Origin of the sequence: Salinisphaera japonica YTM-1, from assembly GCF_003788585.1 — a bacterium.
In the GTDB taxonomy this organism is placed as follows: domain Bacteria; phylum Pseudomonadota; class Gammaproteobacteria; order Nevskiales; family Salinisphaeraceae; genus Salinisphaera; species Salinisphaera japonica.
Map to the genome: position 1 here is coordinate 1 of NZ_AYKG01000047.1, position 15,960 is coordinate 15,960.

Here is a 15,960-nt window from a genome sequence, read left to right on the forward strand (position 1 = left end):
CGGTGATCATGTTCTTGACGTAGTCGGCGTGGCCCGGGCAGTCCACGTGGGCGTAGTGGCGTGCCTCACTCTCGTACTCGACGTGCGAGGTGGAGATGGTGATACCACGCGCTTTCTCTTCCGGCGCCTTGTCGATGGCGTCAAACGCCGACAGGGTGGAACCGAACAGACGGTTCGATACCACGGGCAACGCGGCCGTCAGCGTGGTCTTGCCATGGTCCACGTGACCAATCGTGCCGACGTTGACGTGCGGCTTGCTACGCTCGAATTTTGATTTGGACACAGCGAACTACCTCTTATGCCTTTTGCGTTTGATTCTTGGTCAGCGCTTCGACGATGTTCTTCGGCGCTTCCGCATAGTTGTCGAATTGCATCGTGTACGTGGCACGACCCTGGCTCATCGAGCGCAGATCGGTCGCATAGCCGAACATTTCGGACAACGGCACGGATGCAGAAATATGCTTGCCCGTCGGGATGTCTTCCATGCCCTTGAGGTTGCCGCGACGACGATTCAAATCGCCCATCACGTCACCCATGTAATCTTCCGGCGTGACCACCTCAACATCCATCATGGGCTCAAGCAGGACCGGCTTGGCCTTACGGCTGCCGTCCTTGAGTGCCATGGAGCCGGCGATCTTGAACGCCGATTCGTTGGAGTCGACGTCGTGATACGAGCCGTCGTACAACGTTACCTTCACATCGACCATCGGGTAACCGGCGACCACACCGTTGGTCATGGCTTCCTGAATACCCTTGTCGACGGCGTTGATGTATTCCTTTGGCACCGCACCGCCAACGATGGCGTTGACGAACTCGTAGCCGTCGCCGGCCGCTTCCTGCGGCGTAATCCGCAGATAGACGTGGCCGTACTGGCCGCGACCGCCCGACTGACGAACGAACTTGCCTTCCTGCTCAACCTCGGCGCGAATGGTTTCGCGATACGCCACCTGAGGCGCACCCACGTTGGCCTCGACCCCGAACTCGCGCTTCATGCGATCAACGATGATCTCGAGATGCAGCTCGCCCATGCCGGAGATGATGGTCTGCGCGGTTTCCTCGTCGGTACGCACACGGAAGGACGGATCTTCCTGTGCCAGCTTCGACAGGGCCACACCCATCTTTTCCTGGTCAGCCTTGGACTTCGGCTCCACGGCCACGGCGATCACCGGCTCCGGGAACTCCATGCGCTCGAGGATGACCTTGGAATCCGGGGAACACAGCGTGTAACCGGTCGTCACGTTCTTGAGACCCACCACGGCGGCGATATCGCCGGCACGGACTTCCTTGATCTCTTCACGCGTATTGGAGTGCATCTGGAGGATGCGACCGACACGCTCTTTCTTGTTCTCGATCGGGTTGTACACCGCGTCACCCGACTGCAGCACACCCGAATAGACTCGGATGAACGACAACGAGCCTACGAACGGGTCGGTCGCGATCTTGAACACGAGCGCGGCAAACGGCTCTTCGTCCGTTGCATTGCGCTCGATCTGCACGTCGGGATCGTTGGCATCCTGGCCCTTGATGGCCGGAACTTCCGTCGGCGACGGCAGGTAATCGATCACCGCATCCAGCATGGCCTGGACGCCCTTGTTCTTGAAGGCCGTGCCACACATGCAGAGCGTGATTTCGTTATTGATCACACGCTTGCGCAGGCCTGCCTTGATCTGGTCATTGGTCAGGTCGCCGGCCTCGAGATAAGCTTCCATCATCTCTTCGTCGGCTTCTGCCGCAGCCTCGATCATCTCTTCGCGATACTTCTCGGCATCGGCTTGCAGATGCTCGGGAATATCCTTGGCGGTGAAGGTACGACCGGCGTCTTCCTGGTTCCAGTAAATCGCCTGCATGCGCATGAGATCGACAATGCCTTCGAACTCGTCCTCAGCGCCGATCGGCAACTGGATCGTCACCGGATAGGTGGCCAGACGCTGCTTCATCATCTCGATGCAGCGCCAGTAGTCCGCACCGAGCTTGTCCATCTTGTTGACGAACGTGATGCGCGGCACATGGTACTTGTCGGCCTGACGCCAGACGGTTTCTGTCTGCGGCTCGACGCCGGCGTTGGCGTCCAGCACACAGACTGCACCGTCCAGAACACGCAGGGAACGCTCGACTTCAATCGTGAAATCCACGTGACCGGGCGTATCGATAATGTTCACACGATACTGGTCGGGATACTGCTGCTCCATGCCCTGCCAGAAGCAGGTGGTGGCAGCCGATGTAATCGTGATGCCGCGTTCCTGCTCCTGCGACATCCAGTCCATCACGGCCGCGCCGTCATGCACTTCGCCCATCTTGTGGGAGATACCGGTATAGAACAGCACACGCTCGGTGGTCGTGGTCTTGCCGGCATCGATATGCGCCATGATGCCGATATTGCGATAGCGCTCGAGAGGATGCTTACGGGCCATGAAGTTCTCTTGATCTTTACGAAATGAAGCGCGCGGGAATCGCGCGGCTTACCAACGGAAGTGCGAGAACGCCTTGTTGGCGTCGGCCATCCGGTGCGTGTCTTCACGCTTCTTGACAGCAGCGCCACGATGCTCTGAAGCATCGATCAGCTCGCCGGCCAAGCGACGCGCCATGGTGTTTTCACCGCGTTTGCGCGAGGCATCGATCACCCAGCGCATGGCCAGTGTCGTCCGCCGCACGGCACGAACCTCGACCGGCACCTGATAGGTGGCACCACCCACACGACGGGATTTGACCTCGACCGCCGGACGGATGTTGTCCAGTGCTTCTTCCAGCACTTCCAACGGCTCGTCGGTGCCTTTTTTCGTGGAGATCTGGGACAGCGCGCCGTAGACGATCATCTCGGCCTTGGACTTCTTGCCGTCCTCCATGATCATGTTCATGAATTTGGCGAGCAGTTCACTGTGATAACGCGGATCGGGAAGGATCTCGCGACGCGGAGCGGAAGCACGACGGGACATAGCCTGATATTCCTATTCGATGAAGACTGAGGGCGAAGCGCCTTAGGACTTCGGCTTCTTGGCGCCGTACTTGGAACGACCCTGGCGACGTGCCTCGACGCCCGAGGCATCCAGCGCGCCACGTACCGTGTGATAACGCACACCGGGCAAGTCCTTGACTCGACCGCCGCGAATCAGCACGACCGAGTGCTCCTGCAGGTTATGGCCCTCACCGCCGATATAGCTGGCGACTTCATAACCGTTGGTCAGACGAACACGGGCCACTTTACGCAGCGCGGAGTTCGGCTTCTTCGGCGTGGTTGTATAAACACGCGTGCAGACGCCACGACGTTGCGGGCAGCCCTGGAGCGCCGGCACGTCGTTCTTCTGACGCTTGTCCTTGCGGCCCTTGCGGACCAGTTGGTTGACCGTAGACACGTCGTCACCCTGCTCGATTCTAAAAAACTAAGGCAGCTCGAACGATTTCGGGCTGCCGATAAAGGACGGCGGATACTAAAACAGAGCAGGACGCGTGTCAACGCGTCCTGCTCTGCCACCTCGACTCCGCCTAGATCGTGGTGTCGTCTGCCCCGTGCTCGCCCGGATCGGTACGATCCATGGCGTCAGCGGCATCCGCTTCGACCTCTTCGGCCTCGGCGACTGCTTCTTCTGCAGCCTCGCCCTGGGTCGGCGGCAAGGCGCCGGCCAGATCCAGCGGGCCCATGCGCTCGCGACGCCGCTGCTCGTGATATGCCAAGCCGGTCCCGGCCGGGATCAGCCGGCCGACGATGACGTTTTCCTTCAGGCCGCGCAGATCGTCTCGGGCACCCCGCACGGCAGCTTCGGTGAGCACGCGCGTGGTTTCCTGGAACGATGCCGCCGAGATGAAGGATTCGGTCGACAGACTGGCCTTGGTGATACCCAGCAGCAGGCGATCAAAGGTCGCGGGCACATCGCCCTTGGACTCGACCCGACGGTTTTCGTCGAGCACCGTCTGATACTCGAGCTGCTCGCCCTGCAGAAACTTGGTGTCGCCAGCATCCACGATTTCGACACGACGCAACATCTGGCGAACGATCACCTCGATGTGCTTGTCGTTGATGCGCACGCCCTGCAGTCGATAGACGTCCTGGATTTCCTTGACCAGGTAATCCGACAACTTGGGAATACCCTGCAGACGCAGGATATCGTGCGGCATCGGCTCGCCGTCCGAAATGATTTCGCCGGTTTCGACGTGCTCGCCTTCGAACACGTTGATTTGACGCCACTTGGGAATCAGCAACTCGGTCTCGTAGCCGTCGCCATCGACGATCTTGAGACGTTGCTTGCCCTTGGTGGCCTCACCAAAGCGCACCGTGCCTGCAGCCTCGGCCAGGATGGCCGGCACCTTGGGCTTGCGCGCCTCGAACAGATCCGCCACACGCGGCAGACCACCGGTGATGTCACGCGTCTTGGACGATTCCTGCGGGATACGTGCCGTCACGTCACCCACGACCACTTCGTTGCCGTCCTCGACGACCACGATGGCCTTGGGCGGCAGACTGTAGGCCGCGGGGATCTCGGTGCCCGGGAAGTTCAACTCGGAGCCATCGGCGTCCAACAGCTTGATCACCGGACGTAGGTCGCGGTTGCCCTGACCACGCGATTTCGGCTCGGTGACCACCAGCGTGGATACGCCAGTGATTTCGTCGATCTCGCGCTGGACCGTCACGCCTTCGATGAAGTCCTCGAACTTGACCTTGCCGGCCACTTCCGAGATCACCGGATGGGTATGCGGATCCCAATCGGCCAGACGCTTACCGGCCTCGACCTCATCGCCCTCGCCCACGTGCAGCCGTGCGCCGTAGGGGATCTTGTAGCGTTCCTTCTCGCGGAAGTTCTCGTCCACGACACCGATCTCGCCCGAACGCGACACCGCGACCAGATGCCCGCCCTCGGCGTGCTTCACGGTCTTGATGTTGTGCAGCTTGACGGTACCGTCGGTCTTGGTCTCCACGCCATCGGCCGACGCCGCACGCGAGGCCGCACCACCAACGTGGAAGGTCCGCATGGTCAGCTGCGTGCCGGGCTCGCCGATCGACTGAGCCGCGATCACGCCAACCGATTCACCGATCGATACCTGCTCGCCGCGGGCCAGATCGCGTCCGTAGCACTGAGCACAGACACCAAAGGCAGCCTCACAGGTGATCGGGCTGCGTACCCGCACCATATCGATCGAGTTGGTTTCCAGCTTGTCGACCAGGCTTTCGGTAAGCAGCGTACCGGCGTCGATCAGGGTCTCGTTGTTGGCCGGATCGATCACGTCAGCAGCCAGCACACGGCCCAGCACCCGCTCGCGCAGGGGCTCGACCACGTCGCCGCCCTCGACGATCGGGTACATCGGAATACCGACCTCAGTACCACAGTCGTGGTCGGTGATGACCACGTCCTGGGATACGTCCACCAGACGCCGGGTCAGATAACCCGAGTTGGCAGTTTTGAGAGCTGTATCGGCCAGACCCTTACGCGCGCCGTGGGTGGAGATGAAGTACTGAAGTACGTTCAGACCCTCACGGAAGTTGGCGGTGATCGGCGTCTCGATAATCGAGCCGTCCGGCTTGGCCATCAGGCCACGCATGCCAGCCAGCTGACGGATCTGGGCCGCACTACCACGTGCGCCCGAATCCGCCATCATGAAGATCGAGTTGAACGAAGTCTGGTCTACCGGATTACCGTCGCCATCGACGACCTCATCCAGGCCCAGCTTGTTCATCATGGCACCAGCGATCTGCTCGTTGGCACGCGACCAGATATCGATGACCTTGTTGTAGCGTTCGCCCTGGGTCACGAGACCGGAGGTGTACTGCTCCTCGATCTCCTTGACCTCAACCTCGGCACGCTCCAACTGCTCGGTCTTTTCTTCCGGAATGACCATGTCACCCACGGCGATTGAAACGCCCGCCTTGGTCGACATGCGGAAACCCGTGTACATCAGCTGATCGGCGAAGACCACGGTGGCCTTGGTACCGACGCTGCGATACGACTGGTTGATGACCTCACTGACGTTCTTCTTGCCAAGCTCCTGGTTCAACAAGGCGAACGGCAGGCCGGCCGGCAGGATATCGTAGAGCATCGCACGGCCGACGGTCGTGTCGACCACGTGGGTGAGCGGCGTGGTGTTACCGTCTTCATCCATCTCGACATCGTCGATACGCACCTTGATCAACGCCTGCAGATGAACCTGCTTGGCGTCGTAGGCACGATGCACCTCGGCCGGATCAGAGAAGATCATGCCTTCGCCGAGCTGGTTCACGCGCGAACGCGTCATCCAATAGAGACCCAGCACAACGTCTTGTGTCGGCACGATGATCGGCGCGCCCGATGCTGGCGACAACACGTTGTTGGTCGACATCATCAGCACGCGAGCTTCCATCTGTGCCTCGATGGAAAGCGGAACATGCACGGCCATCTGGTCGCCGTCGAAGTCCGCGTTGAAGGCGGTACAAACCAGCGGATGCAGCTGGATGGCCTTACCCTCGATAAGCACCGGCTCGAACGCCTGGATACCCAGACGGTGCAGCGTGGGTGCACGGTTGAGCATGACCGGGTGCTCGCGGATCACGTCCTCGAGCATGTCCCAGACTTCCGGCTCCTCACGCTCGACCATCTTCTTGGCCGCCTTGATCGTGGAGGCATACTCCAGATGCTGCAGGCGCGAATAGATGAACGGCTTGAACAGCTCCAACGCCATCTTCTTGGGCAGACCGCACTGGTGCAGCTTGAGCGTCGGGCCGACCACGATGACCGAACGGCCCGAGTAGTCCACACGCTTGCCGAGCAGGTTCTGACGGAACCGGCCCTGCTTACCCTTGATCATGTCGGCCAGCGACTTCAGCGGGCGCCGGTTGGAGCCCGTGATGGCCCGGCCGCGACGACCGTTGTCGATCAACGCATCCACCGACTCCTGCAGCATGCGTTTTTCGTTACGCACGATGATGTCAGGGGCATTGAGATCGAGCAGGCGGCTCAGACGGTTGTTGCGGTTGATCACACGCCGATACAGATCGTTCAGATCCGAGGTCGCGAAACGACCGCCGTCCAGCGGCACCAGTGGACGCAGATCCGGCGGCAGCACCGGCAGTACGCGCAGCACCATCCACTCGGCCTTGTTACCCGAATTCTGGAAATACTCGAGCAGCTTCAAACGCTTGCCGAGGCGCTTGATCTTGGTGGCCGAGCCGGTCGCCGCCAGTTCTTCACGCATGCGCACGGCTTCGGCGCCCATATCCATGTTACGAAGGATATCCAGCACGGCTTCGGCGCCCATCTTGGCCGCGAATTCATCCCCGTACTGCTCGACCGTGTCCAGATACTCTTCTTCCGAAAGCAGCTGGTACGGCTCGAGCGGGGTCATGCCCGGGTCGGTCACGACATAAGCTTCGAAATACAGCACGCGCTCGATGGCACGCAGCGGCATGTCGAGCAACAGGCCAATACGGGACGGCAGGCTCTTCAGGAACCAGATATGCGCGACGGGCGCGGCCAGTTCGATATGGCCCATGCGCTCGCGACGCACCTTGGTTTGGGTGACTTCCACGCCGCATTTTTCACAGATGACACCGCGGTGCTTCATCCGCTTGTACTTGCCGCACAGACATTCGTAGTCCTTGACCGGACCGAAGATGCGGGCACAGAACAGACCGTCACGCTCGGGCTTGAACGTACGGTAGTTGATGGTTTCGGGCTTCTTGACCTCGCCGAAGGACCATGACCGGATGGTCTCGGGCGATGCCAGGCCGATACGAATGGCGTCGAACTCTTCGACGTCGTCCTGACTCTTGAACAGGTTCAGCAGATCTTTCATGTTCTACTCCGGATCGTGAGATATCGCGTGCAACGCGCACGGCGCATCAGGCCGTGCCGACAGCCGACGCACACGCCGGCTGTCACGAGCGACTCTCACTAATCGTCTTCCTCGAGTTCGATGTTGAGACCGAGCGCCCGGATCTCCTTGGTCAGCACGTTGAACGACTCGGGCATACCGGCATGCATCTTGTGATCGCCGTCGACGATGTTCTTGTACATGCGGGTACGACCGGCCACGTCGTCGGACTTGACCGTGAGCATTTCCTGCAGCGTGTAGGCCGCGCCATAAGCCTGGAGCGCCCAGACCTCCATCTCGCCGAAACGCTGACCGCCGAACTGCGCCTTGCCGCCCAACGGCTGCTGGGTGACCAGGGAATACGGACCGGTCGAGCGGGCATGCATCTTGTCGTCCACGAGGTGGTTCAACTTGAGCATGTACATATAGCCCACGGTGACCGGGCGGTCGAACGTCTCGCCGGTACGCCCGTCGATCAGCTCGGCCTGGCCGGACTCCGGCAAACCCGCCAGCTTCAACAGCTCGCGAATCTCACTTTCATCGGCACCGTCGAAGACCGGTGTGGCCGTCGGCATGCCGCCGACCAGATTACGGGCCATCGTCAGCATTTCGTCATCGGTGAGCTGGTCGACGTCTTCCTGCGTGCCGTCCTGCACGAAATAGGCTTTCTTCAGGAATTCACGGATGTCGCCGATGGCTTTCTGCTGCTCCAGCATTTCGCCGACGCGCAGACCGATGCCGCGCGCCGCCCAGCCCAGATGGGTTTCCAGCACCTGGCCCACGTTCATGCGTGACGGCACGCCCAACGGGTTGAGCACGATATCGGCCGGTGTGCCGTCTTCCAGATACGGCATGTCCTCGACCGGCACGATCTGCGAGATCACGCCCTTGTTGCCGTGACGCCCGGCCATCTTGTCGCCCGGCTGCACGCGACGCTTCACGGCCATGTAAACCTTGACCATCTTGAGAACACCCGGGGCAAGCTCATCGCCCTGCGTGATCTTCTCTTTCTTCGAGGCCAGCTGACGCTCGAAGTCAGCCTTCTGGTCCTTCAACCGCCCGGCAGCCGATTCCAGCTGTGACTGGGCGTCTTCATTCTGCAGGCGGATATCAAACCACTTGCCACGATCCAGATCGTCCAGATAGGCCGCAGTGACCTTGCTGCCGGCGCCCAGCTTGTTCGGGCCGCCGTCGGCAACCTTGCCCAGCAGCATACTGCGCAGACGATCGAAGAGATCATCCTCGAAGATACGCTGCTGGTCAGCCAGGTTGGCCCGGACTTCGTCCATCTCGTCTTCTTCGATGGACAACGCGCGGGCGTCTTTTTCCACGCCGTCGCGGGTGAAGACCCGGATATCGATCACGGTCCCGTCCATGCCCGGCGGCACGCGCTGCGAGGAGTCCTTCACGTCGGAGGCCTTCTCGCCGAAGATCGCCCGCAGGAGCTTTTCTTCCGGCGTGAGCTGGGTCTCGCCCTTGGGCGTGACCTTGCCGACCAGAATATCGCCTGACTTCACCTCGGCGCCGATATAGGCAATACCGGATTCATCGAGCTTGGACAGGGCCGACTCGTTGACGTTCGGGATATCGGAAGTGATCTCCTCCGGCCCGAGCTTCGTCTCACGCGCGACACAGGTCATCTCCTCGATGTGCACCGAGGTGAAGCGGTCTTCTTCGACCACGCGCTCCGAGATGAGGATCGAGTCCTCGAAGTTGTAACCGTGCCAGGGCATGAAAGCCACCAGCAGGTTCTGCCCCAGGGCCAGCTCGCCCATGTCCGTGGACGGGCCATCGGCCAGCACGTCGCCACGCGCGATGATATCGCCCGGCGAGACCAGCGGCTTCTGGTTCAGACACGTGTTCTGGTTCGAACGCGTGTACTTGACCATGTTGTAGATATCGACGCCGGATTCGTCGGCGCCGGTTTCAGTGTCGTGCACACGCACCACGACACGCGAGGCATCGACCTTGTCGACGACACCGCCACGACGCGCGGTCACGGCGTTACCGGAGTCCACGGCCACCTTGCGCTCAATGCCGGTACCGACCAACGGCTTGTCGGCCCGCAGGCACGGCACGGCCTGGCGCTGCATGTTGGCGCCCATCAGGGCACGGTTGGCGTCGTCATGCTCAATGAAGGGCACGAGCGAGGCCGCCACCGACAGAATCTGCTTCGGCGAGACGTCCATGTACTGGACACGATCAGGCGCCGACGGCGTGAACTCGCCCTGGTAACGGCAGGACACCAGATCATCGGTGAAGGTGCCGTCCTCATCGACCTTGGCGTTGGCCTGGGCGATGACATAGCGGCCTTCCTCGATAGCCGAGAGATACTCGATCTCTTGGCTGGCCACGCCGTTCTCGACCTTGCGATACGGTGTTTCCAGGAAACCGTACTTGTTGGTGCGCGAATACACCGACAAGGAGTTGATCAGGCCGATGTTCGGGCCTTCTGGCGTCTCGATCGGGCAGATACGGCCATAGTGCGTGGGATGTACGTCACGCACCTCGAAGCCCGCACGTTCACGCGTCAGACCACCCGGCCCGAGCGCCGAGACACGACGCTTGTGCGTGACCTCGGACAACGGGTTGTTCTGGTCCATGAACTGCGACAGCTGCGAGGAGCCGAAGAATTCCTTGATCGCGGCAGCCACCGGCTTGGCGTTGATCAGATCCTGGGGCATCAGGCCCTCGGATTCGGCGATCGACAACCGCTCGCGCACCGCGCGCTCGACGCGCACCAGCCCGGTACGGAAGGCGTTCTCGGCCATCTCGCCCACCGAGCGCACACGACGGTTGCCCAGGTGGTCGATATCGTCGGTCTGGCCGATGCCGTTACGAATCGACAGCAGCTCGCGCAGCACGTCGACGATGTCCTCGTTGGACAGGATCGAGGCACCTTCGGCTTCTTCGCGGCCCAGACGACGATTGAACTTCATGCGCCCGACCGCGGACAGGTCATAGCGGTCTTCGGAGAAGAACAGGTTCTGGAACAGGTTTTCTGCGGCGTCCTTGGTCGGCGGCTCGCCCGGACGCATCATGCGATAGATCTCGACCAGCGCCTCCAGCGGCGTGGTGGACGGATCCTGGGCCAGCGTCGTGGAGATATACGGGCCGTGGTCGAGATCGTTGACGTACAGCGTGGGCACGTCCTTGATGCCGGCCATGCGGAAGGCATCGACCAGCTCTTCGGTGATCTCGCTGTTGGCCGCAGCCAGCTCTTCGCCGGTGTCGGTATCGATGATCGCGCGCGACAAGATCTTGCCGATCAAGTAGTCCGAGGGGACTTCCAGCTTGTTGACGCCGGCTTCCTCGAGCTTCTTGATATGACGGACCGTGATCCGACGGCCTTCTTCGACGATAACCTCACCGCCGGCCTTGATATCAAAGGTCGCGGTTTCGCCGCGCAGGCGCTCCGGCACCAATTCCATTTCCACGCCCTTGTCGGACAGATGGAACATGTTGGTTTCGTGGAAGATCTCGAGCATCTGCTCGGTGTCGTAACCCAGCGCCCGCAGCAGAATCGTGGCCGGCAACTTGCGGCGACGATCGATACGGACATAGACGTTGTCTTTGGGGTCGAACTCGAAATCCAACCAGGAGCCGCGATACGGGATCACGCGGGCCGAGTACAGATACTTGCCCGAGCTGTGTGTCTTGCCGCGGTCGTGATCAAAGAACACGCCCGGACTGCGGTGCAGCTGGTTGACGATGACCCGTTCGGTACCGTTGATGATGAAGGTGCCGGTGCCTGTCATGAGCGGCATTTCGCCCATGTAGACTTCCTGCTCCTTGATATCCTTGACCGGCTTCGGATTGGCCTTGCTGTCCTTGTCGTAGATGATCAGGCGCACGGTCACCCGCAACGGGGCCGAATAGATCATCCCGCGGACACGACACTCTTTCTCGTCGAAGACCGGGTTACCCAGGCGATAGCTGACGTACTCCAGCGCAGCGCTGCCGGAATGACTGGCCATCGGGAAGACAGAACTGAACGCGGCATGCAGGCCGGCATCGGCGCGCTTGTCGGCATCCAGGCCTTGTTGCAGGAAACTGCGATAGGAGTCGATCTGGGTGGCGAGGAGAAACGGCATCTCCAGCACTGAAGGCTGTTTCGCGAAATCCTTCCGGATTCGTTTTTTCTCGGTAAACGAGTAGGCCATGTCACTCAACCCTCTTGGTTGGACGGACCGCGAGTGGGGCATTCTCACGGCGAATTCGCGCGAACTTCGAAAAGCTCCTGTCTGATCCGCCTGTCGTCAGGCGAAGCACACTGCAGATTTTCGTAAACACCGGTAACGGGAAAAGGCCGGCAGCGACACGCGCTACCAGCCAAATCCGCTGACGCTTCAAGTTATCTTTTTGATCAACTCGTTACGTTTTTCCCTGCGTCAAAGACGCGAAGGCTTACTTGAGTTCGACGGTTGCACCGGCGTCTTCAAGATCCTTCTTCATCTTATCGGCTTCTTCCTTCTCGACGCCTTCCTTCAGCGTAGCCGGAACGCCTTCGACCATTTCCTTGGCTTCCTTCAAGCCAAGGCCGGTGATCTGGCGGACCGCCTTAATGGCGCCAACCTTGTTGTCGCCGAAGCTGGTCATGACGACGTCGAATTCGGTCTGCTCTTCTTCAGCAGCGGCTTCACCACCGCCGCCGCCAGCGGCCATGGCCACCGGGGCAGCCGCGGACACGCCGAACTTCTCTTCCATCATTTCGACGAGCTCGACGACGTCCATGACGGACATTTCGGAGATCGCTTCGAGTACTTCTTCCTTCGTAGCAGCCATTGTCTAGCTCCTTAACTATACGTTGGGATCAACTGATCCGATTCAATAAACGAGTCGCTACAAGCGATTATCAAGCAGCCTGCTTCTGATCGCGGACTGCTGCCATGGCACGGGCAGTCTGTGCCACCGGTTCGCGCGTGGTCCGGGCCAGCTTGTCGACAGGTGCCTTCATGACACGCATCAACTGGCTCAGTGCCTCATCGCGAGTCGGCAGCTTGGCCAGGCGATCCAACTGCTCACCGGGCAGCAATTGCCCGTTGAACGAGAGCGCCGTGACCTTCAAGGCATCGTGGGACTTCGCAAAGTCCGACATCACACGAGCCGCCGAGCCCGGGTCTTCCAAAGAGAAGCCCAGGATGACCGGGCCCTGGAAGGCCTCGGACATGCACTCGTACTCGGTGCCTTTCAGTGCCAGCTTGGCCAGATTGTTCTTGATCACCTTCATGTATGCGCCGCCGTTGCGGGCATCGTTGCGAAGACGATCCATCTGGCCGGCCGTGAGACCGCGGTACTCGGCAAGCACTGCCGATTGCGCGCGGTTCGCCACGTCGCTGACTTCTGCCACCATGGCCTGCTTGGCTTGAAAACTCATGGCCATAGTTGTCACTCCTTCACGTGCTGACACAACGTTGTATCAGCGGTGGTTCGAATCCACGTCTCGTGGACCCATTCGACGACTGCCGCTTGAGTCAAAGACCGTTGCGACACACGTCATCTGCGCAGGCTGACGAATGGTTTTCGTCTTTAAGAGCCGTGAACCACGGCCCGCCTCGCGGTCTTTGACGACGCAGCCATCGACGGAGCGGGCTGCGCTACAAAGAACGATGAATCGGGCAAACGCTACACGCGTCTGTCCGATGAATTGCTAGGCCGACACGCCCGAGTGGTCCACGGTCAGGCCGGGGCCCATCGTGGTCGAGAGCGAGACCTTGCGGAAATACTGACCCTTGGCGTTGGCCGGCTTGGCCCGCTTCAGGTCCTGGATCAGCGCGGTGAGGTTTTCGACCAGTGCCTGATTATCGAAATCCACCTTGCCGATGGCGGCATGAATGATGCCCGCCTTGTCCGTACGGTATTGCACCTGACCCGCCTTGGCGTTCTTGACCGCGGTGGTCACATCCGTGGTCACGGTGCCCGTCTTCGGGTTGGGCATCAGGCCTTTCGGGCCCAGGATCTGGCCCAGGCGACCGACCACCGGCATGGCGTCGGGCGTGGCCACGACCATGTCGAAATTGATCTCACCGGCCTGAACCTGCTCGGCCAGATCGTTCAGACCGACGATATCGGCCCCGGCTTCCTTGGCCGCATCGGCGTTGGCGCCCTGCGTGAACACAGCCACACGCACACTTTTACCGGTGCCGTTGGGCATGACAGTCGAGCCACGAACGTTCTGGTCAGACTTACGGGCATTAACACCCAGGTTGACCGAGACTTCGACCGTTTCCGTGAACTTGGCGTTGGACAGCTTTTTCAGCAGCTCCAGTGCCTCGTCGACCGGGTACACCTTGACCGGATCGATCTGATCGCGGATGGCCGCCTTGCGCTTCGAGATCTTCGCCATGGCTTAGCCCTCCACCTTGATGCCCATCGAGCGGGCACTACCGGAAATGATACGCACGGCCGCTTCCATGTCGGCCGCGTTGAGATCGGGCCATTTCTGCTCGGCGATCTGCTCGACCTGCTCACGCGTGACCGTGCCCGCCTTGTCGCGCAGCGGGTCAGCTGCGCCGGACTTGATGTTGGCCGCCTTCTTCAGAAGAATCGCCGCCGGCGGTGTCTTCGTGACGAACGAGAAGCTGCGATCCGAGAACACGGTGATGACGACCGGCGTCGGCAGCCCCGGCTCGATTTCCTGCGTGGCGGCGTTGAACGCCTTGCAGAACTCCATGATGTTCACGCCGTGCTGACCCAGCGCCGGGCCCACGGGCGGGCTCGGGTTGGCCTTGCCGGCTGCGATCTGCAGCTTGATATAGCCTGTAACTTTCTTTGCCATTGGACACTCCTGTCAGGTGATGACGCCCGGCGTGCAAACCAGGCTCCCTGTTATGCGGCGTCGCCCGCCAACGTATTGGCACGGGCAACGCCGTGTAATCATGTCTTTTCGACCTGATCGAATTCGAGATCGACCGGGGTGGCCCGGCCGAAAATAGTCACAGCCACGCGTAGACGATTCTTGTCGTAGTTGACTTCCTCGACCACGCCATTGAAATCCGAGAACGGCCCATCGATGACCCGCACTTCCTGGCCCGGCTCGAAAACCGTCTTCGGCCGCGGCTTGTCCACCGACTCCTCAACGCGGTTGAGGATCTGGTCAGCTTCCTTGTCCGAAATCGGCGCCGGGCGATCAGCCGTACCGCCGATGAAGCCCAGCACGCGCGGCACGCTCTTGACCAGGTGCCATGTGTCGTCGGTCAACTCCATGTTGACCAGTACATAGCCCGGGAAGAACTTGCGCTCGGTGGTGCGGCGCTGACCGTCACGCACTTCGACCACTTCTTCGGTCGGCACCAGAATCTCGCCGAAGAAGTCTTCCATCTCATGACGGGCGACATAATCCTTGAGCGAGTCCCGGACCTTCTTTTCGTACTGGGAAAAGGCCTGAACGACGTACCAGTGCTTCGCCATAAATATGTCGCGCTTACGCGCGTCCTGTCAGCAGTGTCACCGCGTAGGCGAGAACCACATCCAGCGCCCAGATGAAGGCAGCCAGGATGAGTACGAAGACGACCACGAGCAACGTGGTCTGCACGGTTTCACGACGGGTCGGCCAGACCACACGCCGCAGCTCGGTACGTGACCCCTGAACATAGGACCAGGCGGTCTTGCCGATCTGTGACTGGAAAGCGATCGCGGCCGCAACACCGGCACCAGCCAGCATGCCCAGCACGCGAACCAGATCGGAATAGGCCGTGAAGTAATAGTAGCCGGCGATGCTGACAAAGAGCACCAGGATGGCGAGCCAGAGCAGCGCCGTGTCCAGCGCGCTCGATGAGCGTTGTTCTGAAGTTGCCATCGACTACTCGATCTTGTGCGAAACCGTGCGTCTTAAATGGCAGGCCAGGAGGGACTCGAACCCCCAACCTGCGGTTTTGGAGACCGCTGCTCTGCCAATTGAGCTACTGACCTAGACGCTTTTGAAAACTAACTACTCCGCGAGAAGACCGCGGATGGTATCACAAATCGCACATTTGGCAACTGCGCGACAAAGTATACCAAAGTTTTCGCCCTGCGACAGCGTCGCGGATCGAAAACTTGCTGAATCAGACGGGTTTTATGATTTACTGAGCCGAAAAAGCCCGCAGCGATCTCGTCGCTGCGGGCTTTTCAGGATCGACCGGCCTGTTAAACCGTGATCTTGGTCACGACGCCCGCACCAACGGTGCGGCCGCCTTCACGAATGGC

Annotated in this window: 12 protein-coding genes and 1 tRNA gene; all 13 read right to left on the reverse strand. The window is 60.6% G+C overall.

The features are described 5' to 3' along the window. The coding region (locus SAJA_RS12795) for a GTP-binding protein (protein ID WP_245963323.1) at positions 1-283 on the reverse strand (283 nt) is incomplete at its 3' end. Between the two features lie 13 nt (positions 284-296). Next, positions 297-2,411 carry an elongation factor G gene (fusA, locus tag SAJA_RS12800; protein ID WP_123659067.1) on the reverse strand — a complete coding sequence of 705 codons (2,115 nt, stop codon included), beginning with the start codon at positions 2,409-2,411 and terminating at the stop codon, positions 297-299. Positions 2,412-2,459: 48 nt separating this feature from the next. Beyond that, the gene (gene rpsG, locus SAJA_RS12805; protein ID WP_123659068.1) at positions 2,460-2,933 is read right to left on the reverse strand and encodes a 30S ribosomal protein S7; all 474 of its coding nucleotides are present in this window, start codon (positions 2,931-2,933) and stop codon (positions 2,460-2,462) included. Between the two features lie 42 nt (positions 2,934-2,975). Continuing rightward, on the reverse strand, positions 2,976-3,350 hold the full coding sequence (gene rpsL / locus SAJA_RS12810; protein WP_120097584.1) for a 30S ribosomal protein S12: 375 nt from the start codon (positions 3,348-3,350) through the stop codon (positions 2,976-2,978). A gap of 130 nt (positions 3,351-3,480) precedes the next feature. Further along, a complete protein-coding gene (gene rpoC, locus SAJA_RS12815; protein ID WP_123659069.1) occupies positions 3,481-7,755 on the reverse strand; it encodes a DNA-directed RNA polymerase subunit beta' in 4,275 nt (1,424 codons plus the stop codon). A 98-nt stretch (positions 7,756-7,853) separates the two neighbouring features. Next, a complete protein-coding gene (gene rpoB / locus SAJA_RS12820) occupies positions 7,854-11,936 on the reverse strand; it encodes a DNA-directed RNA polymerase subunit beta (RefSeq protein WP_123659070.1) in 4,083 nt (1,360 codons plus the stop codon). Between the two features lie 244 nt (positions 11,937-12,180). Next, positions 12,181-12,558 carry a 50S ribosomal protein L7/L12 gene (rplL, locus tag SAJA_RS12825; RefSeq protein WP_123659071.1) on the reverse strand — a complete coding sequence of 126 codons (378 nt, stop codon included), beginning with the start codon at positions 12,556-12,558 and terminating at the stop codon, positions 12,181-12,183. A gap of 70 nt (positions 12,559-12,628) precedes the next feature. Beyond that, positions 12,629-13,150 carry a 50S ribosomal protein L10 gene (gene rplJ / locus SAJA_RS12830; RefSeq protein ID WP_123659076.1) on the reverse strand — a complete coding sequence of 174 codons (522 nt, stop codon included), beginning with the start codon at positions 13,148-13,150 and terminating at the stop codon, positions 12,629-12,631. A gap of 273 nt (positions 13,151-13,423) precedes the next feature. After that, entirely contained in the window at positions 13,424-14,119 is a 696-nt protein-coding gene (gene rplA, locus SAJA_RS12835; RefSeq protein ID WP_123659072.1) for a 50S ribosomal protein L1, read from the reverse strand. 3 nt (positions 14,120-14,122) lie between these two features. Continuing rightward, a complete protein-coding gene (gene rplK / locus SAJA_RS12840; protein ID WP_123659073.1) occupies positions 14,123-14,551 on the reverse strand; it encodes a 50S ribosomal protein L11 in 429 nt (142 codons plus the stop codon). 98 nt (positions 14,552-14,649) lie between these two features. Further along, a complete protein-coding gene (gene nusG / locus SAJA_RS12845; protein ID WP_123659074.1) occupies positions 14,650-15,183 on the reverse strand; it encodes a transcription termination/antitermination protein NusG in 534 nt (177 codons plus the stop codon). Positions 15,184-15,196: 13 nt separating this feature from the next. Further along, a complete protein-coding gene (gene secE / locus SAJA_RS12850) occupies positions 15,197-15,571 on the reverse strand; it encodes a preprotein translocase subunit SecE (RefSeq protein WP_123659075.1) in 375 nt (124 codons plus the stop codon). 37 nt (positions 15,572-15,608) lie between these two features. Beyond that, positions 15,609-15,684 (reverse strand) — tRNA-Trp (locus SAJA_RS12855). Positions 15,685-15,960 lie beyond the last annotated feature (276 nt).

Bases quoted from the DNA above. Each gene is read 5' to 3' on its own strand.
- fusA (WP_123659067.1), bottom strand. From the start codon at position 2,411: ATGGCCCGTAAGCATCCTCTCGAGCGCTATCGCAATATCGGCATCATG.
- rpsG (WP_123659068.1), bottom strand. From the start codon at position 2,933: ATGTCCCGTCGTGCTTCCGCTCCGCGTCGCGAGATCCTTCCCGATCCG.
- rpoC (WP_123659069.1), bottom strand. From the start codon at position 7,755: ATGAAAGATCTGCTGAACCTGTTCAAGAGTCAGGACGACGTCGAAGAG.
- rpoB (WP_123659070.1), bottom strand. From the start codon at position 11,936: ATGGCCTACTCGTTTACCGAGAAAAAACGAATCCGGAAGGATTTCGCG.
- rplL (WP_123659071.1), bottom strand. From the start codon at position 12,558: ATGGCTGCTACGAAGGAAGAAGTACTCGAAGCGATCTCCGAAATGTCC.
- rplJ (WP_123659076.1), bottom strand. From the start codon at position 13,150: ATGAGTTTTCAAGCCAAGCAGGCCATGGTGGCAGAAGTCAGCGACGTG.
- rplA (WP_123659072.1), bottom strand. From the start codon at position 14,119: ATGGCGAAGATCTCGAAGCGCAAGGCGGCCATCCGCGATCAGATCGAT.
- rplK (WP_123659073.1), bottom strand. From the start codon at position 14,551: ATGGCAAAGAAAGTTACAGGCTATATCAAGCTGCAGATCGCAGCCGGC.
- nusG (WP_123659074.1), bottom strand. From the start codon at position 15,183: ATGGCGAAGCACTGGTACGTCGTTCAGGCCTTTTCCCAGTACGAAAAG.
- secE (WP_123659075.1), bottom strand. From the start codon at position 15,571: ATGGCAACTTCAGAACAACGCTCATCGAGCGCGCTGGACACGGCGCTG.